The organism is Streptomyces sp. NPDC090088, from assembly GCF_044747345.1.
GTDB lineage: Bacteria > Actinomycetota > Actinomycetes > Streptomycetales > Streptomycetaceae > Streptomyces.
The window spans coordinates 886,117-908,059 of the sequence record NZ_JBIVDZ010000001.1 but is presented as its reverse complement, the minus strand read 5'-3'; the positions used below and the strand labels follow the sequence as shown (position 1 = coordinate 908,059).

The window sequence follows — 21,943 nt, the reverse complement described above, 5'->3', positions numbered from 1 at the left end:
GCGGGCTTGGCTCCCTGGGTTTCCCTTGTCCACGCTTGCTTTCGGCGGTGGAAGCGGTCAGCCCTTGACCGCGGAGCTGGCCACTCCCTGTACGAACCACCGCTGGAAGAAGGCGAAGACGACCAGGACGGGCAGCACCAGGAGTACGCCGAAGGCGAGGACCTGGCCCCAGTCGACGGGCTGCTGGCCCTGGAAGACGCTCATCTCCAGGGGGAGCGGGCGGACCGTGGGGTCGGAGACCATCAGGACCGGCCAGAGGAAGGCGCCCCACTGGGTGAGGAAGGTCAGGATGGCGACGGAGGCGAACACCGGCTTCGACATCGGGACGACGATCGCGAAGAAGGTACGCCAGGGACCGGCGCCGTCGATGCGGGCGGCCTCCTCGATGCTCGGCGGGATCGCCTTGAAGAACGTGGCGAACTGGTAGACGGAGAAGGCGTTGGCGATGAAGGGGATCGCCTGGACGTAGATCGTGTTGCGCTGCTCGTCGAGCATGTAGAAGAGGGGGACCGCGACCGCTTCGAACGGCACCAGCATCAGCAGCAGGACGACGGCGAAGACGGCGTTCTGGCCGCGCCAGCGCAGCCGGGTCAGCCCGTAGGCGGCCATCGAGTTGACGATCAGCCCGCCGAGGACGGTGACGGTGGCCACCAGCAGCGAGACGCCCATGAAGCGCCAGAAGTAGCCGGTCGCGTCGGAGTCGAAGTTGTTCAGGACGGCCGTGTAGTTGTGCAGGGTCAGGTGCGTGGGGAGGAAGCCGGTCAGGCCGCTCAGTACTTCGTCGGAGGGCTTGAAGCTGCCGATCAGCAGATAGAGCACCGGCAGGACGAAGACGAACGCCAGCACGCTCAGGACGGCGTAGTCGAGGAAGCGGCGCAGGGGGGTGCGGGTCATGATCAGTCCTCGTTGCCGGTGCGGACGACACGGCGCTGGATGAGCGTCAGGGCGACGACGATCAGGAAGAAGACGACGGTGATCGCGGACGCCTGGCCGATGTTGTTCTGGTCGAAGGCGGTGGTGACGGCCTCGTACATCACGGTGCGGGTGGCGTCCTCGTTCAGGCCGCCGCCGTGCACGAGGACGTAGATCTGGTCGAAGACCCGGAAGGACAGCACCGAGGTCAGCATCGCGACGAAGACGAGCGTGCCGCGGATGCCGGGCAGCGTGACATGCCGGAACTGCTGCCGGCGGGAGGCCCGGTCGAGTTCGGCGGCCTCGTAGAGCTCGCCCGGGATCTGCTGCAGGCCGGCCAGCAGGATGACCATCTGGAAGCCGACGCCCTGCCACACGGACAGCACGATGACCGAGGCCATCGCCGTGAGCCCGTTGCCCAGCCAGTCGAAGGCACCCCAGTTGCCGAGACTCACCGTGTGCAGGGCCGAGTTGAGCAGGCCGTCGCCGCTGCGGGCGAGGATCAGCCGCCAGATGACGGCGACCAGGGCCATGGGGAAGACCACCGGCAGGAAGAACAGGGACCGGAAGACGCCGATGGCCTTGAGCTTGCGGTTCAGCAGGATCGCCAGGCCCAGCGCGAGACCGGTCTGCAGCGGTACGACGACCACGGCGAAGGTCAGGTTGTTCAGCAGGGCCCGCAGGAACGGCCCGGCCATGTCGGGGTCGGTGAAGAGCCGCCGGTACTGCTCGACGCCGAAGAACCGCGGCGGCAGCGGTGAGCCGAGCCGCACGTTGTAGAAGGACAGGACGACGGCGTACCCGAACGGCACGCCGACGAAGGCGATCAGTCCGGTGAGGGCGGGCGCCGACATCAGCAGCCCGTGCAGCCGGTCACGGTTGAGGCGCCGGGGTCGCACGGACTCGGCGGCCGCCGGTGCGGGGCTCGGTTTCCGCCGGTCGGGCGTGGCGGGTGCGGGGTTCACGGTGGTCACGGTAGGAGTCCTCTTCCCGGCCGGGCGGTACGGACGCTGTCAGCGCGCGTCCGTACCGCCCGGCTGCTGGATGCCGGCCGGCTACGGCAGCTGGTAGCCGTCGTTGTCCGAGAAGTCCTGGTCGATGGCGCGGGCGGCCTTGGCCAGGGCGGTCTTCGGGTCGGCGCCGCCGTAGACGTCGCTCAGCGCCTGGCTGAACTTGGCAGTGACCGTCGGGTATCCGGCGGTGATCGGGCGGGTCACCGCCACGCAGGACTTGGTGATGTCACTGGCACCGCAGGGCTTGGCGAGCTGGTCGGCGAAGAGCTGGAGCGGGCCGCCCTCCTTGTACAGCGCGCTCGCGGCCAGCGCGGACCTGGTGCCGGCGGGGGCGCCGTTGGCCGTGGTCATCGCGGTGACGTTGGTGTCGCTCAGGAGGGAGTCGAGGAAGGCGCCGGCCGCCTTGCCGTTCTTGGTGGCGGCGCCGATGCCCCACTCCCAGGAGCCCTGGCCGGTCTTGGCGCCGTTGCCGAAGTCGGGCAGCGGCAGCACGACCAGGTCCTTGCCGAGCGCCTTGCTGTACGCCGGGTAGTTCCAGTGTCCGCCCCAGCTCAGGGCGACCCGGCCCTTGGTGAAGGCGTTCCCGTCGGTGTTGGGGTCCGTGTACTTCTTCCAGGACTGGAAGGTCTTCAGCGCCGAGGCCACGGCGGAGGTGTCGAGGGCGCCGGCCGCCTTGCCGTCCTTCAGCAGGGAGCCGCCGGCCGACCAGACCACGGGCGCGAAGGCGTAGGTGCCCCACTCGCTCGCGAAGCCGTTGTTCTCCTGGAGGTCCAGGCTCTTGCCGTCGGAGTCCTTGGCGGCGAGCTTCTGCACGGCGGCGGTGAACTCGGCCGCCGTCCAGTCGTCGGAGAGACCGGTGGGGTACTTGACGCCCGCCGCGTCCAGCAGCTTCTTGTTGGCGTAGACGCCGAGCCCGGAGTCGTACATGCCGAGCCCGTACTGCTTGCCGCCGATCCGGCCCTCCGCCTTGATGGCGTCGGTGGCGTTGGACAGGGTCTTGGCCGACACGAAGTCGCCGATCGCGGCGAGCTTCTTGTTGTAGACGAAGTTCGCCATGGTCGGGCCGTCGAACTCCATCACGTCCGGCAGCTTCGAGGCGTCGGTGGCGGTGATGGTCTTGGTGTAGTCGGCGTCGGGGATCAGCGTCAGCTTGACCTTGACCTTCTGCTGCGAGGAGTTGAAGGTCTTCACCGCGTTCTGCAGCGCGGTGGTCTCGCCGGCCTGGCCCTGGTGGGCCCAGACCGTGATGGTGCCCGTGCCGCTGCCCTGTTCGGCGGACGTACCGGTGCCGCTGCCGCCACCGCAGGCGGCCACCGCGGTCAGGGGAAGGACGAGGGTCAGGGCGGTCAGAGCCGTTCGGCGGGACCTTCTGCTGCCGGTGTTCATGAGCGGTGTGCCTCCGGGGTGCGGTGCGGGCGAGGGTGGGTGGTACGGAGGTGCATGGGGGGTGTGCGGGACGGGCACAGGGCCGATGGCTCGGTCATGTCGGCTGCCCGTGCGGAGGTTCGCTCTCGGCGCTCGGCTCCTTGACCACGAGGGGGAGCAGCTCCCAGGCGTCGACCGCGTACCCGAGGCGCGCGTCCGGCGCGGTGCGGGCCTGCAGTCGCCAGGGGGCGTCCCCGGTCGGGTAGAAGCGGAGGGTGAGGACCTGGCCGGTGCTGGTCAGGAAGAGTTCGGCGAGGGAGTGGTCGACGACCAGGCGCAGCTCGACCGGCCGGCCGGCCGGGCAGGGCATCCGGTAGGTGCCGCCGCGGGCGCGGGTGTCCAGCGAGGCGTGGTCGCGGTCGACGACCAGTTCGCCGGTGCCGGCGTCGAGGCGGATGTCCAGGTACTCGGCACCGCCCGTGCCGCCTGTGCCGTCCGTGCCGCCTGTAACGCCTGTGCCTTCAGCGCCGGTCAGCAGGCGCAGGGTCGCCGTGCCGGTCGTCTCCAGCCGGGCCGTCAGGTCGAAGGCCCGGCCCACATCGCCCAGCTCCACGGGCTCCGGCCCGTCGGCCGTGCCCTCGGCACGGACGACGTGCTCCCCGCGCAGGGCGAGCAGTTCGGCGGCGGGCTCCTGCCGCAGCGTGCCGTCGTCGCCGACCGAGATCTCGCGGGGCGCGGTCAGCACGCCGGACCAGCCGTCCGCGACCGCCCAGGCCTGCTCCCGGGCCTCTTCGGACCAGCCCCACAGCAGCCACCGGTCTCCCGGTGCGCGCAGCAGCGCGGGTGCGTAGCAGTCCGGACCGTGGTCCACGAGGACCGCCGGGCCGGCGTCGAGGGTGGTGCCGTGTTCCGTGCCGACCAGGGCCGCGACGCACCGTTCGCCGTCGTGGTGGTTCCAGGCGCTGAAGACCAGGGCGCCGGGCCGTCCGGCCCGCGCGGGCAGGTACTGGGGGCACTCCCAGCCCTCGCCGGTGTGCAGTCCGGTGCCGGTGCCGACCGGTTCCTGCCCGCGGGCGTCGAAGGGGCCCAGGTAGGTCCAGTCCTCCAGGTCGGGGGACTCGTACAGCAGGGCCGCGCCGCGGCCGTCCGCGAGGGCGGCGCCGACCAGCATCCGCCAGCGGTCGCCGTCCCGCCAGACGTACGGGTCGCGGTACATGGTGCAGCCGTCGGGCCATTCGGGGATGACCGGCTCGCCCCGCGGGGTGAAGGTCCGGCCGCCGTCGAGGGAGGTGGCGGAGGTGACCGGCTGGTGCTGGGGCGAACGGTCCTCGCGGTGCGCGGAGTAGAAGGCGACCAGCCGGTCCCCGTCGGAGACGGCGTTGCCGGAGAAGCAGCCGTCGGCGTCCACCCCGCCCGGGACCGGGGACAGGGCGATCGGCAGCGGCTCCCAGCTCAGCAGGTCGGGGCTGCGGAAGTGGCCCCAGTGCATGTTCGCGTGGGTCGAACCGTACGGGTTGTACTGGTGGAAGACGTGGTACTGGCCGTCGTGGAAGACCAGCCCGTTGGGGTCGTTGATCCAGTTCCGGGGCGGGCGCAGATGCGCGACGGGCCGGTACGGATCGCAGGGCGCGGTGGACACACACGTGCCTTTCGGTATGCGCGGGGAGCAGGCGGGGACGGACGTTCACCGGACGGGGCCGGGGTACGCCGGGGACGATCGCCTCGCGGAACGTGCTGGAAGTGCCTTCCGCCGGCACTCGTCGCGGGCCGCCGTGGCAGGGCGGCGCGGGCGAGGCGCGCGGAAGGTGTGCGGGAGTGCCGGCGCGGGGCCGACGGCGAGGAGCGCGCGGCTCGGTGCCCTCGCGCCCGGACGGCCGGGGCGGGGGGGGAGGAGCGCGGCGAACTCGCGCGGACCGGCCCGGTCCTGGCCGCGGGCGGACCGGCGGCCGTACCGGATTCAGCCGGCTGCGCCGGTGCTACGGCTCGCTGAACGTCTCGGCGGACATATGTGTACCCTCACTTTGTTCGAAGAACCGACAGGGACGACGACCGGTCGCAACGGTCGCCTGTCATGGTGTGAACTGCTTCGCCGTCCCGGGGTCAGAGTCGGGGCGGCGAAGCGACCGATGCCCGCGCCACCAGCGGGCAAAGCAGCTTCTCCTGGGTGTCCGGGCCCGGTGGCCGGCCCGGTGTCCTGGTGAGTGCGAGCAGCTGGGCCACGGCCCGTGCCCCCATCTCGTAGTGCGGCAGCCGCACGGTGCTCAGCTGCGGGTGGACGGACTCGCAGACCAGTTCCTGGTTGTCGAACCCGATGACGGACAGGTCGCCGGGGATGGAGAGTCCCAGCTCGGCGGCGGCCCGGTAAGCACCCGCGGCCATCCGGTCGTTGAAGCAGAACAGCGCCGTCGGGCGGTGCTCCGCCGTCAGCAGCCGGCGGGCGGCCCGGTAGCCGGCGTCCACGTCACCGCCGACCGTGTTGAAGGGGACCGCGGTCTCGTCGGCGACCAGTGACGGGTCGTACGCCACCCCGGCCTCGGCGAGCGCCCTGCGGTAGCCCTCCAGGCGGCCCTGCCGGGCGGGGAGGTCGACGGGCTGCACGGTGACGCCGATCCTGCGGTGCCCGTGGTCGAGCAGTTCGCGCACCGCCGCGTACCCGCCCTGGACCTCGTCGGGCACCACGGAGGGGACGGCGGGGTCGGCGGAGCGGGCGTCGAGCAGCACGGTGGGTGTCGAGCGCAGGCTCTCCGGCAGTTCCACGACACGGTGGTACATGGCCGCGTACAGGACGCCGTCCACCTGCCGCTGGAGCAGCATCTCGATGCTCGTGCGCTCCAGTTCGGCGTCGCCGCTCGTGTTGACCAGCAGCAGCACCAGGCCCTCGGCCGCGGCGGCCTCCTGGGCGCCGAGGATCATCCGGCCGGCGTGCGGGGTGGTGGCGATCTCGTCGCTGACGAGGGCGATGGTCTGCGAGCGCTGCGTGCGCAGTCCCCGCGCGAGACCGTTCGGCGCGTAGCCCAGCTCCTCGGCGACCTGGAGCACCCGCTGCCGGGTCTCCGCGCTGGCCCGCTTGCCCTCGACGCCGTTCAGGATGTGCGACACGGTCGCGGTCGACACACCTGCCGCCGCGGCCACGTCCTTGATCCCGATCCGGCGCGCCATTGCCCCTGCCCAAAGTAGTAGATACCGGGTTGGTAAATCGTTTAGCCAACCGCGTTCCCATGAGGGTGCCCACGGCCGGGGCTCATGTCAATGGCTTGTTACGAACTCTTGGCCACGGCATGTCGGCCCCCTGGGCTCCGACCCGCCTCCGGGCGAGGCCGGAACATCGGCGACCGGGCCGCGCCGAAGACCGGCCCCGGCGCCGGACCACACCGTCCGCACGGGCGGGAGCGGTTCGAACGAGCGCCGACGGCAGCGGAGTCGGGCTCATGAGCGGATTCAGCCCCGCGGCCCAAAGCCCCGCATCCGCAGGCCAGATGAGACGTTTCCGCAGGTCAAGACCCTGCACAGTGGCCGTTTTCCCAGCTCGGACCAGGTTCTGCGCGGAGTCGCACCGGTGAAGAGGTGTTCTCGACGGGCTCGCGTCCGCCGGGGCGGGCTCGTCCGCGTTCGGGCCACCCCACCGGTCGTACCGCAGCCTTTACGATGACTCCTGTTACCGCGGCGCAGAAGGAGACGCAGGGCATGCGACGGCTGGGTGATCTGGAGGCGGAGATCATGGACCGTCTGTGGAGGTGGAGGCGCTCGGCGACCGTGCGCGAGATCGTCGACGACATCAACCGGACCCGGCCCGTCGCCTACACCACCGTGATGACCGTGGCCAACATCCTCCACAGCAAGGGCTGGCTGGTGCGCGAGCAGAAGGACGGCCGGGCCTGGCTGTACGAGCCGGTCCGCACCCGGGAGGAGTACGCGGCCGCCCTCATGGAGGACGCCCTGAGCGCCAGCGAGGACCGCCCGGTGGCGCTGACCCACTTCGTGGACCAGATGTCGTCCGCCGAGATCACCGCGCTCCGCAAGGCCCTGCGCAACGCCGGAAAACGCGCCGACACGTGACCGGTGCCGCCGGGAGACCGACCGCCACGCGGGCGGGCGCGAGCCGCTCGGCATGAGTCGGCCCCGCGGACGCAGGTCCGCGGCGACCCGGAGGTCCTCACCCGGCATCGCCGTAGAGCATGCCGACCCGTCCCGCGGCGCCCGTCCGCCCGGACGGCTGCGGCGCCGCCGGGAGCGGGGACCTGCCGGCCGGGGGCGGGGTCGGGATCGCCATGCGCGAACGACCGAGGTTCGTCAGGCCTGGTAGGCCACCAGCGCCATCATCCCCGCCTCGCCGTGGTAGGCGTTGTGGCAGTGCAGCATCCACCGGCCCGGGTTGTCGGCGTCGAAGTGGACGGACACCGTCTTCTTCGGCAGCACGATGGTGGTGTCCTTGCGCGGGCCGTCGGTGCCGAGCTGGTAGGTGTGGCCGTGCAGGTGCATCGGATGCCACATCGCCGTCCTGTTCACGAAGTCCAGGCGGACCCGCTCGCCCTGCCTGACCAGGACGGGGTTCGCGGTCGGGTCGCCCATGTCGAACCGCTTGCCGTTGATGCCCCAGTCGTACTTGCCCATGCCGCCGGTCAGTTCGATGCGGTGCACCCGGTCGGCCTTCCTCGTCGGCAGCCGGACGTCGTCCGCCGCCTTCAGCCGGGAGGCGGTCATGATCATGCCGTTGAGTTCCTCCGGGCGGACGGTCGGCATCGGTGCGCTGCCGGAACCGGTTCGGACCAGCGCCATACCGCCGGCATCCTTGCCCTCGGCGAGGGCGACCAGCGGGAAGACACCGTCCGCGAGGGTGACCAGGACGTCGTACCGCTCCCCCATGCCCACGAGCAGGGCGTCGGCCTGCTCGTGCTGAACGGGGTATCCGTCGGTGTGGGTGACGGTCAGCCTGTGCCCGCCGAGCGCCACCCGGTAGGCCGTGTCACCGCCCGCGTTGATGATGCGCAGCCGCACCCGCCTGCCCGGCTTGCCAGAGTACACGTCCGGGTCCGCCGGGACCCGTCCGTTGACCAGGTGGTACGGGTACTTCACGTCGCCCGCGTCGCCGCCGAGCAGCTTGCTCCGTGCCCCCATGAGCGTGAACTTCGTCGACATGCCGCCGGAGCCGGACGGCGTGGCACTCGCGCCCGAACTCGCGCTGCTCATAGTCATGTTGCTCATGCCGCTCATGTCCATGCCGTGCATGCCGTCCATGCCCATGCCGCCCATGCCCTGCTTGAGCTCGGCGTAGACCTCGTCGGGGGTGCCGGTGACTCCGTCGACCCAGTCGTCGAGTACGACGACCCACTCGTCGTCGTACCGGAGCGGTTCCCTGGGGTCTTCCACGATCAGCGGGGCGTGGAGACCCCGGTCGAGCTGGACACCGACGTGCGGGTGGAAGAAGTAGGTGCCGGGGGCATCGGTGACGAAGCGGTAGGTGAAGTTGCGGCCGGCGCGTACGGCGGCCTGGGTGGCCGGGGGCACGCCGTCCATGTCGGCACGCAGGGCTATGCCGTGCCAGTGGACGGAGGTGGTGGTCCTGTCCGGCAGCTGGTTCGACAGCTCGGCGGCAAGGGTGTCGCCCACGGACAGGCGCAGTTCCCTGCCCGGGGTCCGGCCGCCGAAGGCCCAGCTGTCGGCCATGACCCCGCCGCCGAGGTCGAGCATGGCGCGCGCGGCGGTCAGGGTCACCTGCCGCGTCCTGCCCGTGGTCCCGCGCTTCTTCTCGGCGGCGGCGACCACCTCGTCGTCGGGGCCGACCAGGGAGGGGGTGGAGGTGGAGCCGCCGGAGCCGCTGCTGCAGGCGGCGAGCGCGCCCGCGCCCGCGACGCCGAGCCCGGCCAGCAGGACGGAGCGGCGGTTGATGCTGTTCATGTGGTTCATGCGGTTCATGCGGTTCACGTGGTTCACGTGGGGAGTCCTCTACTCGATGTGCCGTCGGCCGGACCGCGCGCGGGCAGCACCGCTCGCGTACCAGGGGGACGCGGCGGCGGCTCGCGGGATCCGGCCTAGATCAGCAGCCGGGAGAGGACGGAGAGATCGGGTGGCGCACGGTACGACGTCCCGGTCGGATCGCGCCGGGCGGACACGGAACGGACGGCATCCGGCCGGACGGCGGTGACAGCGGCAGGCGGCGGCAGGAGTTTCGCCACGCCCACGTCCCCGGCCGAGCAGTGCTGCATGCCGGGCCCCGAGCAGGCGCCGCCGTCGTCGTCCATCGCCGTGTCCACGGCCTTGAGGACCGTGCCGTGCGCGGCCGGGGCGGCCGCCGGGGTCATGGCGGCGGAGGTGTGATCCATGCCGGCCGTCGCGCTCATGGAGTGGGCGGGCATGACCGCGGACGTCGTGTCGTGGTGGACGAGCACGGCGAGCACGGCGAGCAGCGCGACCACCACGGCCCGCGCGCGGCGCGCCGCGCCGCCTCGCGGTCCGGTCCGCCCGTCTGCCACTGCCGTCATCGCTTCCCACGCTCTGTTCTGTCCGACCCGACCCACCCACTATACCCAGCGGGGGTATATGGCTCTACTAAGTGAGCTACGTACACGACATCGGCCGATGACCGGCCTCCGCAGGGCACGCGGCACCCGTCACCCCGAGGCGGCCGTCTTCTCGCCCGCCGGCGTCACGGCGAACCACGCGCCGTCCTTGCCCTGGCCGTTCATCTCGCCGGCCTTGGTGTCGCCCATGTAGCGGTACAGCGGCCAGCCGGCGAGGGTGACCTGCTTCATGCCGTCGTCGCGGGTGAGGACGCCGACCTTGGCCTGCACACCCATCCCCTGAGGGGTGCCGTCGGCCATGACCGGCATCCAGGTCTCCGCACAACTACCGGTGCACATCGACATGTTCACCTGGTCCTTGCCGTAGCGGTAGAGCGTGAAGCCCTGGGCGTCGGTGACCACCGCCCCCATGCCGGACATCGTCTTGGACATCAGCATGTTCGTGCTGACCATATGGCCCGTGCCGCTGCTCGCGGTGGGCGTGCCGCCGTCGGCGGGTGCCGTGGTCCCGGCGGACGCGGAGGCCACCGGCGCGGCCGCGCCGGTGTTCGCGGAGTCGTCACCGGACGACCCGCACGCGGTGAGCAGCAACGCCGAGGCGACGCCCGAGGCCATGACGAGGGCAATGCGGTGCGGGGACACGGAGTTCTCCCTTGTAGTCGCATGAGCTATCTACTGATGCCCTTAGTACGTTAGTGGACGGCGAACCGTTCAGGCACAGGAGACGCGTACGGCGAGACCTCTGCCGCTCCCCTTCACTACGTCACCGCCGTGAGCTCCCGTCCGGGACATGCGGCCAGGCGACCCGAGCGCGCCAGCAGTGCGACGCAGCCGGCGCAGAACGCGCCCGTCGCCGCGAGCACCCACCAGGTCAGTTCCGGACGTCCCAGACGGTCTGCGGCGTCCCAGACGGCGCCGGTGGTCAGGTTGCCCAGCGTGATGCCCAGACCGGCCACGGTGTTGTACAGCCCGTAGTGGGTGGCGACGAGGCGTCCGCCGGCCAGGGAGACGACGGTGTCCATCTCGAACGGGTAGACCATCGCCGTGCCCAGGCCCAGCAGGACCACCGCCGCGAACAGCGGTGCCAGTACCACGGCCCAGGCCGCCGGGCCGGAGGTCCCGGTCGCCGCACCGGTGTCGACGAGCGGCGGGAGGAAGGCCGTACTCATGAGCGTGATGCCGTAGACGATGGCGCGCCGGGACGACCAGCGCGCCCGTGCCCATGCGGTGATCTTCAGCTGGCCGGCCACGGCGACCGCGGCCGAGACCGCGAACAGGACGGTGGTCACCGCGTCGCCCCGGTCCGGGGCGACGCGGTGCGCCTGCAACGGCAGTGCCAGGTAGACCTGGAAGGACAGGACGTACGAGCCGATCATGGCCAGGGCGAAGAGCAGGAACGGGCGGTTGGCGACGACCGTGCGCCAGTCGGCCGGCACCCCGCCGCGGTCGGCCCGCGATGTGCCCCCGTGGGCGGGCAGCATGCGCAGCTGAATCACCGTCAGGGCGAGGAAGAGCAGGGCGGCCACGGAGCAGACGAGCCGGAAGTCCGCGGACAGCAGGGCGAGTCCGGCCAGCGGGCCCACGAACATCCCGGCCTGGTAGAAGACGTTGAAGACGGCGAAGGCCTCCACGCGCCGCTCCCCCGCCTCCTGCGCCAGATACGCACGGACGGCGGGATTGAACAGAGCGCCCGCGAACCCGGTCGCCGCCGACGCCGCGACCAGGGCCGGCAGTGACCCGGCGAAGCCGAGCAGCCCGAAACCGGCGGTCCGCAGGACGAGCCCGGTCACGATCACGGGCTTGTAGCCGAGCCGGTCGGCGAGCGTGCCGCCGACCAGGAACATGCCCTGCTGGGCGAAGTTGCGCACCCCGAGTACCAGGCCGACCGCCCAGGCGGCCAGGCCCAGGCCGTCCGCGAGGTGGACGGCGAGGTAGGGCATGAGCATGTAGAAGGCGGTGTTGATGGTGAACTGCTGGATCATCAGCAGCCTGCTGCATCCGTTGAACGAACGGAACTGCGCGGCAAGGGACTTCATCGCGCCGCCCCTTCCGGCACGGTGACGTCGGTGCAGCGGGTCCATCGCTCCACCGTGCGCTCGCCCGGGTGCGCGATCTCGTCCGGCTCGGCGGCGGGGTGGCCGCGGACGAGGTCGTGGGCGCGGCAGAACCGGTCGCTGTAGACGGTGTCCCAGTAGCGGTGCACGCCGTCGGGGAAGATCGCGGCGATCCGGGTCCGCTCCGGTTCGGTCCGGGCCAGCCAGTTCGCGACGAGTGCGACGGCGCCCACGCTCCAGCCGCCGCCGGCACCGTGGCCGCGGGCCAGTCGGCGGCAGGCCCACACCGCCTCCCCCGGGGCCACCCAGTGGACCTCGTCGAAGGCCGCGTGGTCGACGTTGCCGGGGTGGATGCTGCTGCCCAGGCCGCGCATGAGACGAGGTCCGGCGGGCTGGCCGAAGACGGTGGAGTTCACCGAGTCGACGCCGACGAGCCTGAGTTCCGGGGTGAAGCCGCGCAGGGTGCGGGCGATGCCCGCCGAGTGGCCGCCGGTGCCGACGGCCGCGACCAGGACGTCGATCCGTCCGAGCTGCACGATGAGTTCCAGGGCCAGCGAGGCGTAGGCGGCGACGTTGTCGGGGTTGTTGTACTGGTCGGGACACCAGGCCGACGGGGTACGGGCGAGCAGTTCGCGCACGCGCTCGCGGCGCGCCTCCTGCCAGCCGCCCACGGGACGCGGCTCGGTGACCACGTCCACGTGCGCTCCGAGCGCGCGCAACTGGTGCACCATCAGCGGCTCCATGCCGGGATCGGTGACGAGGGTGACCGGATGGCCGTACGTGATCCCGGCCAGGGCCAGGCCGAGGCCGAGGGTGCCGCTGGTGGACTCGACGATCGGCGCCCCTGGCCGGAGGGCGCCCCGTTCGCGGGCCGCGGCCACCATGTGGAGCGCCGGGCGGTCCTTGATGCCGCCGGGGTTGGCGCCCTCCAGTTTCGCCCAGAAGCCGCGGCCCGCCGGGTTGAAGGGCTCGCCGATCCACAGGACGGGGGTGTTGCCGACCAGCCCGGCCGGTGAGCGTCGCGGTGCCCCGGCCGGTTCGGGAAGTTCGTGTGCCGCGAGGAACGGGGTGATGTCGTGCGACGTGACGTCGCGCAGGGCAGTGCTCATGCTCATGTGGGGTCCTCTCGCGGCCCCGCTCGCGCTGGGGCCGCGTGTCCGCCGTACGGGTGGGCGCGCCGGAGGGCCCGGCGGTGCGCGCCGGGCGGCACGGTCACGTACGGCTGACGCAGACCAGGTTCAGCAGACGGGGGCCGGCGGAACACGGCACGGCTGCCGGGTCCCCGCCCCCTGGCGGGCCGCCCGACGGCACGGGATCCACCACGCGGTGCCGCAGGGAGAGCAGCGCGAGCAGCGTGAGCGCCAGGACCAGGGTCTGCGCGGGCACCCGCGGGCCGGCGGGCCGGTCGGCCGGATCGCAGCACAGGGTGCAGTGCCCGTCGTGTTCGTCCGCCCCGTGGTCCGAGGCACAGTCCGCCACCACCCACGCGGAGCGCGGGCTGTTCGCTCCGGCCTCCGGATGCGCGGCCGACGCGGCCGCGGTCGTCGCGTGCGGATGGCCGTCGTCCAGGTCCGCGGCGCACGCGACAGCGTGGGCCAGGAGCATCAGCACCAGACCCACGAGGAGGGCGAGGGCCGGCCTGCGCACCCTCGCGCAGCCGGCAGATTCCTGCGGCATGCGACAGATGGTAAGCATCTCGTCACGATGCGGCAGCTTTCATCCGCATATGGGTGAGCCAGCCGGAGGCCACGGCGCGGGCACGCGTATCCGGCCACCGTCCCGGACGAGGCCGTGATCGCCGTGCGTGCGGTGTCGCGAGCCCGGCAGCAGGGGCCCGCCTGTCCCCCGGCTCGTCGCGGTCACCCCGGCGGGGTCGCGCCCGGCGGCCCGAATCGGCCCCGCGCTCACCACCCGGGACGGGACTCCGGTGCGGGCCTTGTCGGAGTCATGGCACGCACGCCACCGTCAGGGGCAGCAGCGGAGCCACGACCGTGGCCACCACGATGCCCAGCCGGGCCACGCGGTGCGGCCGGGGCTGCGGTGCGAGGACGCGCCGCAGCCGGACGAGGACTCCCGACCCGCCCGCCCCCAGAGCCGCCGTCGGCGCTCGTCCAGCCGCGACCTCGCACATCGCCGTCGCCAACACCGCCCTGGAGTGATGCCGCAGGGCACGGTCGTCCGCGACCATCTCCAGCAGCAGGTTCGTCTGCTCCTTGGCGTGCCGGGCGAGCGGCAGACCGCGGAACGCGCGCGAGAACGCGTCCACCAGGATCTTCAACAGGTGGTGCCTGCCCGCGATGTGGGCGCGCTCGTGGTCCAGTACGGCGCGCAGTTGCTCCTCGGTGAGGAGGTCCAGCGCACCGCTGGTGACGACGACGCGGGCGCGGCGTCCGCCCAGGCAGTACACGGCGGGAACGCCGTGGTGGACGATCGTGGCGCCGTGCTCGGGCGCGGGTTCGCCGACGAGTGTGAGCATGTCCAGCTGCCGGTCGCGGGCACGTCGCGCCCGCCAGGCGCACCGGACCAGCCATCCGGCCGGCAGCAGGACGACCACGACGGGTGCCGCGATCGCCAGGACGTCGTCGAAGGTGGGCGGCGCGCCGCCCGCCGAGGAGGCGTCCGCGGGCAGTCCACACGCGGTGAGCAGCCCGATCACCCCCTCGTGCACATGCTGTTCGGCCGTCACCACGTGGTACACCGAGAGGGCGGTGGCGACGACGAACGTGGCCATGAGTCCCTGCCACGCCAGGACCGCGGCAGCCGGCGCCCGGTGCGCCCACGGGGCCCTGGCCAGCAGGGGCGGCGCCACGGCACCCACCAGGACCGCGTATCCGGCCAGCCCCGCGGCTGTGATCATGCGCTGCTCCGCCTCTTCACCGCTCGGAGCGCCGAGCGTAGCGCCTCCACTTCCACCGTACTCATCCGTTCCACGAAACCGGCCGGCGCCCTCGCCTGGGTCTCAGTGGACGTGCGGGCCTCCGGTCGTCCGCGGCTTTCCGCGCGGTACGAGCGCCACGGCGACCAGCGCGGTCGCCGCGGCCGCGACCGCGCCGAGCGTGAAGGCGTCCGTGAAACCGCCGACCGCCCCGTGCTCGATACCGGCCGCGGCGACCGTCGACATCACGGCCACGCCGATCGAACCGCCCACTTCGTGGAAGGTGTTGACGACCCCCGAGGCCAGTCCCGCCTCCTCGTCGGCGACCATGGCCAGTGCCGTGGTCGTGGCGGTGACGAAGACCGCGCCGAGGCCGAACGAGGCGGTCACCAGGCCGGGCAGCAGTCCGGCGTACACGTTGTCGTCGGCCGACAGCCAGGCCGGCGGGAGGCTGCCGCCCGCCGCGACGACCATGCCGGCCACGGCGGTGGTTCGGCTGCCGATCCGTCCGACCAGCCGGGATCCGAGGTGGGCGCCGATCCCGGTCGCCACGGCCACCGGCAGGAACACCAGCCCCGTCCTCAGCGGGCTGAGGCCGCGCAACCGCTGCAGGTAGACCGAACCGAGGAAGAAGAAGGAGATCAGCAGGGCGGTGGCGACGAGCATCAGGAACGCGCCCGCGACGACCGGGCGCCGGGTGAGCATCCGCAGGTCCATCAGCGGGGTCCGGCTGGTGCGTTCCACGGCGGCGAAGGCGCCGTACAGGACGAGGGCGCCGAGCAGCGGCAGGGCGGCACCGGCGCTCCCCCAGCCCGTGTCCCCGGCCTTCACCAGACCGTAGATCAGTGCTCCGGTGCCTGTCGTGACCAGGACGGCGCCGGGCAGATCGAGCCGCGCCGGCCGGGGCGTACGGCGCGGCAGCAGCGCGGGCAGGGCCGCGAGGGCCAGGACGCCGACGGGGACGTTGATGTAGAAGACCCATTCCCAGCCGGGGCCGGCGGTCAGCGCGCCGCCGAGCAGCACGCCGACCGCCGATCCGGTGCCGCCGATCGCGGCCCACACGCCGAGCGCCTTGTTCCGTTCCTCGCCGTGGAAGCTGGTGGTGACGAGGGACAGGGCCGCCGGGGACAGCAGCGCGGCGCCGACGCCCTGGAAGACCCGTCCGGTCAGCAGCACGGGTGCGCCGGTGGCGAGTCCGGTGACCAGCGAGGCCCCGGTGAACACCGCGAGCCCGGCCAGCACGGTGCGGTGGGCCCCGATCGCGTCGGCGAGCCGGCCGCCGAGCAGCATCAGACCGCCGAAGCAGAGCGTGTAGGAGGTGACGACCCAGGTGAGCGTCTCCCTGCCGAGGTGGAGGTCGGCGGCCATGTCGGGCAGGGCGACGTTCACCACCGTGACGTCCAGGATGAGCATGAACTGGGCCAGGCACAGCAGCGTGAGCATCAGCCGGCGGCGCGGCACCGACGGCCCGTGTGACGGCGCCGCGTGCTCCGCGTCCGCGGTGCGGTGAGGGTGGCTCATGACGACTCCTCCGTGCGGGAGGTACGCGCGCGGGGCGTACCGGCGAGTGGGGAACGGTGGGCCGCGGCGGACTCTCCCGCCCGGCCCGGCAGTTGACGCGGCGGGACAGGCAGGGCGTCCGAGGGAGCCCTGGACCGTGCAGCGAGGACGAACGGAGTTCCGCAGAGTGGCGCACCGGCGTGCCGCGGCGCGATGGCCGAACGGGTCACCGACGGCATCGGCCCTCCCCCGGGCTCGGCGAACGGATGTCCGCGGAATGCGACCGGTCCGGGCACACGGCCCGTCGCGCCTCCACGAGAATTGAACTGTACGGCACAGTTCATATGAACTCAACCGTTCAGTTCAGATGCGCGTACACTCCTGCCATGAGTCCCGAGAACGCCGTGCCACCCGCCAAACAGCCGCCCGCCGGACCACGGGCCGAAGCCAAACGCCGGGCCATCGTGAAGGCGGCCCGCGAGCTGTTCCTCAGGGACGGGTTCGACGTCAGCGTCGAGGCCATCGCCGACGCGGCGGGCGTGTCCAAGGTGACCGTCTACAACCACTTCGGCACCAAGGCGGACCTGTTCATCGGCGTCGTCAAGGACGCGCTGGACGCCCCGCTCGGCGGCACCCTCACCGAGGCGATCGACCGGATCACCGGCGCCGACGACCTCGCCGAGGCTTTCGTCGCCACGGGCCGGGCCTGGATCGAGGGCACCCGCGGCAATCCGGACGTCCTCGCCCTGCGCAACCTCGTCGCCCGCGAACTGCGCCGCTTCCCGGAACTGGGCGAGGCATGGCACCAGGCCGGCCCAGACCGCCACCACCCCGCGGTCTCGGAGACGCTCAGACAGCTCACCGAACAAGGACGCCTCGACATCCCGGACATCGACGTCGCGGTCCTCCAGCTCTACTCGCTGCTGCCCTTCCCCCACCTGGTCTTCAGCACGTACGGCACCGGCATCGACGACGACCTCACCGAACGCCTGCTCATCAGCGGCGTCGACATGTTCCTCGGCCGCTACGCACCACACCCGACCCGGGCGTAGCGGACCGGCACACACTGCCGCCCGAATTCCCGCCGCGGAGGCCTCATCGAATATCCGCGTCCTTGTCCACCGGCCCACTTCCATCGCATCCGTCGGGATTGCACCGCCCACGCGGACGCGACTAAAATTCAAGATCATCGGTAGCCGGCCGGTTCAGCCTGAGCGGCGGCCCCATCGATGGAGGACGGCCATGGCAAAGATCCTTGCGGTGCTCTATCCCGACCCCGCGGGTGGTTATCCTCCCGACTACGCCCGCGCCGAGATTCCGGTCATCACCGGATATCCGGGCGGTCAGACGACGCCGACCCCGCGAACCGTGGATTTCACCCCGGGGCAGCTCCTCGGCAGCGTGTCCGGAGAACTGGGACTACGCCGGTTCCTGGAGGACCGGGGCGACACCTATGTCGTCACCAGCGACAAGGAAGCGCCGGACTCCACCCTGGACCGCGAGCTGCCCGACGCGGACGTGGTGATCTCACAGCCGTTCTGGCCCGCCTATCTGACCCCCGAGCGGATCGCCTCCGCTCCCCGGCTCAAACTCGCGATCACAGCGGGGATCGGGTCGGACCACGTCGACCTGCCGAGCGCCATCGACCACGGCATGACGGTGGCGGAGGTGACCTACAGCAACAGCATCAGCGTGTCCGAGCACGCCGTCATGCAGATCCTCACGCTGGTCCACAACTACATGCCGGCCCACGACTGGGTGACCGCCAAGAAGGGCTGGAACATCGCCGACAGCGTCTCACGCTCCTACGACCTCGAAGGCTGGGACGTCGGCGTCCTCGGCGCCGGCCGTATCGGCCAGGCGGTGCTGCGCCGCCTCAGGCCGTTCGACGTCACGCTGCACTACTGCGACGTACACCGGCTGCCCGAGAACGTCGAGGAAGAGCTGGAGCTGACCTGGCATCCCGACGTTCGTTCGCTGGCCTCCTCGGTCGACGTGCTGTCGATCCACACCCCCCTGCATCCGCAGACGCGGAACCTCTTCGACGACGACCTGATCGGTGCCATGAAGCGCGGTTCGTACATCGTCAACACCGCACGCGCGCTCATCGTCGACCGGGATGCCGTGGTGCGGGCCCTCGACAGCGGACAGCTGGCCGGTTACGCCGGTGACGTCTGGTATCCGCAGCCGCCACCGCCCGACCATCCCTGGCGCACCATGCCGCACGAGGCGATGACGCCGCACGTGTCCGGTTCGACCCTCTCGGCGCAGGCCCGCTACGCGGCCGGTACCCGGGAGATCCTGGAATGCTGGTTCGACGGGCGCCCCATCCGTCCGGAGTACCTGATCGTCGACGGCGGTGGGCTCGCCGGGACGGGAGCGCGCTCCTACACGGTCGCCGGATGACGCACGCCGAGCCGGAGCGGCGCGGTCGTCGTGGTCCTCGCTCTCGCGGGTCCGCTCGCGGTCAAGGCCGCCGGGTGGCCCGGTGCACGAATGCGGGCGGCAGATTCGCCCACACCGCCCTTGAGCGTTCCAGCCGGTCGAAACGGCGGGCCAGTTCGGCGGCGAAGTGACGGGCGGGCGGGGTCCAGGCCGCGTGCAGGTAGGCGAAGGTGGTGAACCGGCCGCCGGGCGCGAGGACTTCGGTCACGGCATCCAGGATGTGCCCGCGCTGGATCCGCGGCATGACCGTCCACGGCAGCCCGGAGACCACCGCGTCGACCGGTTCGCCGACCGCGGCGGCCAACTCGGCCGCCGAACCCCGCACCACGGTCAGCCGCGTGTCGCGCCGGGTGGCCGACAGCCGGGCGGCGAGCACCGGGTTGAGCTCGACGGCGACCAGCCGTGCGCCGGGTGCGAGCCGGGCGAGGATCGCGTCGGTGAACACCCCGGTCCCCGGGCCGAGTTCGGCGACGGTCCGGGCCCGTTCCAGGCCGATGCCCTCGGTCATCGCGTGCGCCAGCCGTCGTGAACTGGCCGCCACGGCACCGGTCGTGAGGGGTCGTCTGAGGAACTCGGTGGTGATCGACATGGCGGCCATGGTGGAAACGCCCCGGGTGGCCGCACGTCGTATCCCCGGCCGGTGTCCGTACGACTGCGGGAGGACCCGGTGACGCCCGCCAGGACGATGCCGGGGCGCGGGCCCCGGTCGTAGCGTGAGGCGGTGCATCGGCTGATCGAGACCCTGCCCCGCCTGCGGCGCGGACATCCGTGGCTGACGGACGTCCTGCTGGTCGTGCTGGTCGCCGTGCCCCCGGTGATCCGCCCGCAGCCGGGCTGGCGGCCGGTCTGGGTACAGGCGGTCGTGTACGCCGCCCTGGTGCTGCCCCTGCTGTGGCGTCGCCGCCGGCCGGTGCTCGTCGCGGCCCTGGTGACGGTCGCGTTCTGGGCTCAGTTCCTCGGACAGGTGTGGGGACAGGAACCGGGACGCGGGGCAGTCGCCCTGGCCGCGGTCCTGGCCACCCTCACCGTACGCGGCCTGCGCCGGGCCGCCGCGGCGACGGTGATCTGCGCCGCCGGCTGTGTACTGCTGTGGGTTCCCGCCTGGCAGCGGGACTACGGGGGCCCGGGTGCCCGCGGTGCCTGGCTCACCCCGCTCGCGGTGGGGCTGCTGCTGGCCGGGGCCTGGGTGTTCGGCGAGTACGTCCGGGCCCGGCGCGCCTATGTCGCCGAGTTCGAGCGGCGGGCCGCGCTCGCCGAGTCGGAGCGCCTCGCCCTGGCCCGGGTCGCGGTCGCCGAGGAGCGGGCTCGCATCGCCCGCGAGATCCACGACGTCCTCGCCCACAGCGTGAGCGTGATGGTGCTGAACGCCGAGGGCGGCCGGCTGATGCGGCACACCGACCCCACGGTCGTCGACCGCACGCTCGGCGTCATCAGCGCGACCGGCCGCGACGCCCTGGACGAACTGCGCCGGCTCCTTGAGGTGCTGCGCACCCCCGACGCGGACGCCTCGGCCGGTGCCCCGGGCCCCGGCCCCGGCAACGGTGGGGCCGGCGAGTCCCTCTCGGCCGATCTGCGACGGCTGGTCGGGCGCCTCAACACGAACGGCACGCGCGCCCGACTGGACCTCGGCGGAGAGCGTGGCGGCCTTCCGGCGGACCTCACCGCCCAGACGTACCGCATCGTCCAGGAGGCGCTCACCAACGTCGTCAAGCACGCGCCGCCGGACGCCACGATCCGCGTACGGGTCGACACGGGTACCGACGGGCCCGGGCGGCTGGTCCGCGTCCGGGTGGAGAACTCGGCCGGAGCGGGAGCCGCCCCGACGCACCCCACCCCACTGCGCTCCTGCGGCCACGGACTCACCGGCATGCGCGAACGCACCGCCCTGTACGGCGGCAGCCTCGACGCCGGGCCCACACCCGACGGGGGCTACCGGGTCACCGCCACCCTGCGCCCCACCGGGCCCGACCCCACCACGGCGACCCCATGACCGGCCCGGCCCCCGCCCCGCCACCGTCGCGGGTGCTGATCTGCGACGACCAGGAACTGATCCGGATGGGACTGCGCATGGTCATCGACAGCCAGCCCGATCTCACCGTGGTGGGCGAGGCCGCCGACGGCGACGCGGCGATCGCCGGCGTGGCCGCCCTGGAGCCGGACCTCGTCCTGATGGACGTTCGCATGCCCGGCCTGGACGGGCTCGCCGCCACCGAACACCTCTGTGCGCAGCCGGACGGGCCCCGGATCCTCGTCGTCACCACCTTCGACCTCGACGAGTACGCCTACGCGGCCCTGCGCGCCGGCGCGAACGGCTTCCTCGTCAAGGACGCCCCCGCCGAGGAGATCCTGGTGACCGTCCGGGCGGTGCTGCGGGGCGAGGTCATGGTGGCGCCCTCCCTCACCCGGCGCCTGGTCGAACGCTTCGTCCTGCGATCCCCCACGTCCGCGCCCGCCCAGCGCGGCCGCCTGGCCGCGCTCACCGAGCGGGAGCAGGAAGTCCTCGCCCTGGTCGCCCGGGGGCTGGCCAACGGCGAGATCGCCGACCGCCTCTTCGTCGGGGAGACGACCGTCAAGACCCACCTCGGCCGCATCCTGACCAAACTCGGCCTCCGCGACCGCATCCACGCGGTGATCTTCGCCTACGAGAGCGGGCTCATACAGGCCGGGGACTGAACAGCTACGGTTCCTGCCCCACACCAGGGTCCAGCAGCCGGCGGATGCGCTCGTACTCGGCGGCCATCTGCGGTGTGGCGAGGAAGTCGCCGAGATCCGCGGACACCTCGTGGTCGATGTCCTCGATGGAACGGATGGCGAGTTCGTAGACCTCGCCGCGCCGGTTCTGCTCCAGGTAGCTCTGCCAGTGCGCCAACGCGCTGATGACGGTGAGGATTCCGAGGTCCAGATCGTCCTCGACCAGAATGCCGTCATAGACCGTCGCAAGCGCGTCGTGCAGCTCGGCGGCGCTGATGGTCAGCACGTTCGCGCAGGCGGTGGCCAGTGCCGCCCGGGCCGCTTCGGTGAGTTCGTCCTCGGCCGCATCGCGCAGCAGCTCCGGTCGCACCAGACGAGTGACCGTCTCCTCGGCGAAGGCACGAACGCCCCCCTCGGTGGCCCCGACGACCAGCCGCAGAACGTCCCCCTCAAGCTCGCTGTACTCCACGCCCGCAGCTTAGGCGGGGTGCCACCGAGACCTGGACCGAGGGTCGACGGGACGAGCCCGAGGCCCTTTCGGGCAGCGGACACAGGCGTGACGGGAGCGGG

At 72.1% G+C, this 21,943-nt stretch carries 20 protein-coding genes; 5 read left to right on the top strand and 15 right to left on the bottom strand.

The genetic code is table 11. The features are described from left to right. Positions 1–57: 57 nt before the first annotated feature. The 5 genes from ACIPSJ_RS04070 to ACIPSJ_RS04050 all read right to left on the bottom strand — a co-directional run bounded on the left by ACIPSJ_RS04070 (position 58) and on the right by ACIPSJ_RS04050 (position 6,449). Positions 58–894 carry a carbohydrate ABC transporter permease gene (locus ACIPSJ_RS04070; RefSeq protein WP_401343208.1) on the bottom strand — a complete coding sequence of 279 codons (837 nt, stop codon included), beginning with the start codon at positions 892–894 and terminating at the stop codon, positions 58–60. Between the two features lie 2 nt (positions 895–896). Beyond that, on the bottom strand, positions 897–1,877 hold the full coding sequence (locus ACIPSJ_RS04065) for a carbohydrate ABC transporter permease (RefSeq protein WP_401343206.1): 981 nt from the start codon (positions 1,875–1,877) through the stop codon (positions 897–899). A gap of 90 nt (positions 1,878–1,967) precedes the next feature. Then, the gene (locus ACIPSJ_RS04060; protein WP_401343204.1) at positions 1,968–3,311 is read right to left on the bottom strand and encodes an ABC transporter substrate-binding protein; all 1,344 of its coding nucleotides are present in this window, start codon (positions 3,309–3,311) and stop codon (positions 1,968–1,970) included. 94 nt (positions 3,312–3,405) lie between these two features. After that, a complete protein-coding gene (locus ACIPSJ_RS04055) occupies positions 3,406–4,929 on the bottom strand; it encodes a glycoside hydrolase family 32 protein (RefSeq protein WP_401343202.1) in 1,524 nt (507 codons plus the stop codon). A gap of 461 nt (positions 4,930–5,390) precedes the next feature. Then, on the bottom strand, positions 5,391–6,449 hold the full coding sequence (locus ACIPSJ_RS04050) for a LacI family DNA-binding transcriptional regulator (protein ID WP_401343200.1): 1,059 nt from the start codon (positions 6,447–6,449) through the stop codon (positions 5,391–5,393). 525 nt (positions 6,450–6,974) lie between these two features. Between ACIPSJ_RS04050 and ACIPSJ_RS04045 the strand changes: the two genes are divergently transcribed. Then, positions 6,975–7,346: a BlaI/MecI/CopY family transcriptional regulator gene (locus tag ACIPSJ_RS04045; protein ID WP_355728671.1), complete on the top strand. Its 372-nt coding sequence runs from the start codon at positions 6,975–6,977 to the stop codon at positions 7,344–7,346. Positions 7,347–7,580: 234 nt separating this feature from the next. Here ACIPSJ_RS04045 and ACIPSJ_RS04040 read toward each other — a convergent pair whose 3' ends face one another. From ACIPSJ_RS04040 to ACIPSJ_RS04005, 8 genes are all read right to left on the bottom strand, one after another. Beyond that, positions 7,581–9,185 carry a multicopper oxidase family protein gene (locus ACIPSJ_RS04040; protein ID WP_401344561.1) on the bottom strand — a complete coding sequence of 535 codons (1,605 nt, stop codon included), beginning with the start codon at positions 9,183–9,185 and terminating at the stop codon, positions 7,581–7,583. Between the two features lie 134 nt (positions 9,186–9,319). After that, entirely contained in the window at positions 9,320–9,769 is a 450-nt protein-coding gene (locus tag ACIPSJ_RS04035; RefSeq protein WP_401343198.1) for a hypothetical protein, read from the bottom strand. Between the two features lie 129 nt (positions 9,770–9,898). Continuing rightward, entirely contained in the window at positions 9,899–10,450 is a 552-nt protein-coding gene (locus tag ACIPSJ_RS04030; protein ID WP_359208629.1) for a hypothetical protein, read from the bottom strand. Between the two features lie 116 nt (positions 10,451–10,566). Further along, positions 10,567–11,844, bottom strand: coding sequence for an MDR family MFS transporter (locus tag ACIPSJ_RS04025; RefSeq protein ID WP_401343195.1), 1,278 nt, complete (start codon positions 11,842–11,844; stop codon positions 10,567–10,569). Beyond that, a complete protein-coding gene (locus tag ACIPSJ_RS04020; protein ID WP_401344559.1) occupies positions 11,841–12,971 on the bottom strand; it encodes a PLP-dependent cysteine synthase family protein in 1,131 nt (376 codons plus the stop codon). Before ACIPSJ_RS04020 ends, ACIPSJ_RS04025 begins: the two co-directional genes overlap by 4 nt. A gap of 103 nt (positions 12,972–13,074) precedes the next feature. Continuing rightward, positions 13,075–13,539: a hypothetical protein gene (locus ACIPSJ_RS04015; RefSeq protein ID WP_401343193.1), complete on the bottom strand. Its 465-nt coding sequence runs from the start codon at positions 13,537–13,539 to the stop codon at positions 13,075–13,077. 268 nt (positions 13,540–13,807) lie between these two features. After that, complete coding sequence (locus ACIPSJ_RS04010; RefSeq protein WP_401343191.1) at positions 13,808–14,719, bottom strand: M56 family metallopeptidase; 912 nt, start codon at positions 14,717–14,719, stop codon at positions 13,808–13,810. A gap of 102 nt (positions 14,720–14,821) precedes the next feature. After that, positions 14,822–16,258 carry an MFS transporter gene (locus tag ACIPSJ_RS04005; RefSeq protein WP_401343189.1) on the bottom strand — a complete coding sequence of 479 codons (1,437 nt, stop codon included), beginning with the start codon at positions 16,256–16,258 and terminating at the stop codon, positions 14,822–14,824. Positions 16,259–16,623: 365 nt separating this feature from the next. On the opposite strand from ACIPSJ_RS04005, the gene ACIPSJ_RS04000 reads away from it, so the two are divergent. Beyond that, positions 16,624–17,289, top strand: coding sequence for a TetR/AcrR family transcriptional regulator (locus tag ACIPSJ_RS04000; RefSeq protein WP_401343187.1), 666 nt, complete (start codon positions 16,624–16,626; stop codon positions 17,287–17,289). 190 nt (positions 17,290–17,479) lie between these two features. Then, positions 17,480–18,643: an NAD-dependent formate dehydrogenase gene (locus ACIPSJ_RS03995; RefSeq protein WP_359208647.1), complete on the top strand. Its 1,164-nt coding sequence runs from the start codon at positions 17,480–17,482 to the stop codon at positions 18,641–18,643. A 61-nt stretch (positions 18,644–18,704) separates the two neighbouring features. Here ACIPSJ_RS03995 and ACIPSJ_RS03990 read toward each other — a convergent pair whose 3' ends face one another. Next, the gene (locus ACIPSJ_RS03990) at positions 18,705–19,271 is read right to left on the bottom strand and encodes a methyltransferase domain-containing protein (RefSeq protein WP_359208650.1); all 567 of its coding nucleotides are present in this window, start codon (positions 19,269–19,271) and stop codon (positions 18,705–18,707) included. Positions 19,272–19,403: 132 nt separating this feature from the next. Between ACIPSJ_RS03990 and ACIPSJ_RS03985 the strand changes: the two genes are divergently transcribed. Beyond that, positions 19,404–20,672, top strand: coding sequence for a sensor histidine kinase (locus tag ACIPSJ_RS03985; protein ID WP_401343184.1), 1,269 nt, complete (start codon positions 19,404–19,406; stop codon positions 20,670–20,672). Next, a complete protein-coding gene (locus tag ACIPSJ_RS03980; RefSeq protein WP_359208656.1) occupies positions 20,669–21,355 on the top strand; it encodes a response regulator transcription factor in 687 nt (228 codons plus the stop codon). Before ACIPSJ_RS03985 ends, ACIPSJ_RS03980 begins: the two co-directional genes overlap by 4 nt. A 4-nt stretch (positions 21,356–21,359) precedes the next feature. Here ACIPSJ_RS03980 and ACIPSJ_RS03975 read toward each other — a convergent pair whose 3' ends face one another. Beyond that, on the bottom strand, positions 21,360–21,842 hold the full coding sequence (locus ACIPSJ_RS03975) for a hypothetical protein (protein WP_401343181.1): 483 nt from the start codon (positions 21,840–21,842) through the stop codon (positions 21,360–21,362). Positions 21,843–21,943 lie beyond the last annotated feature (101 nt).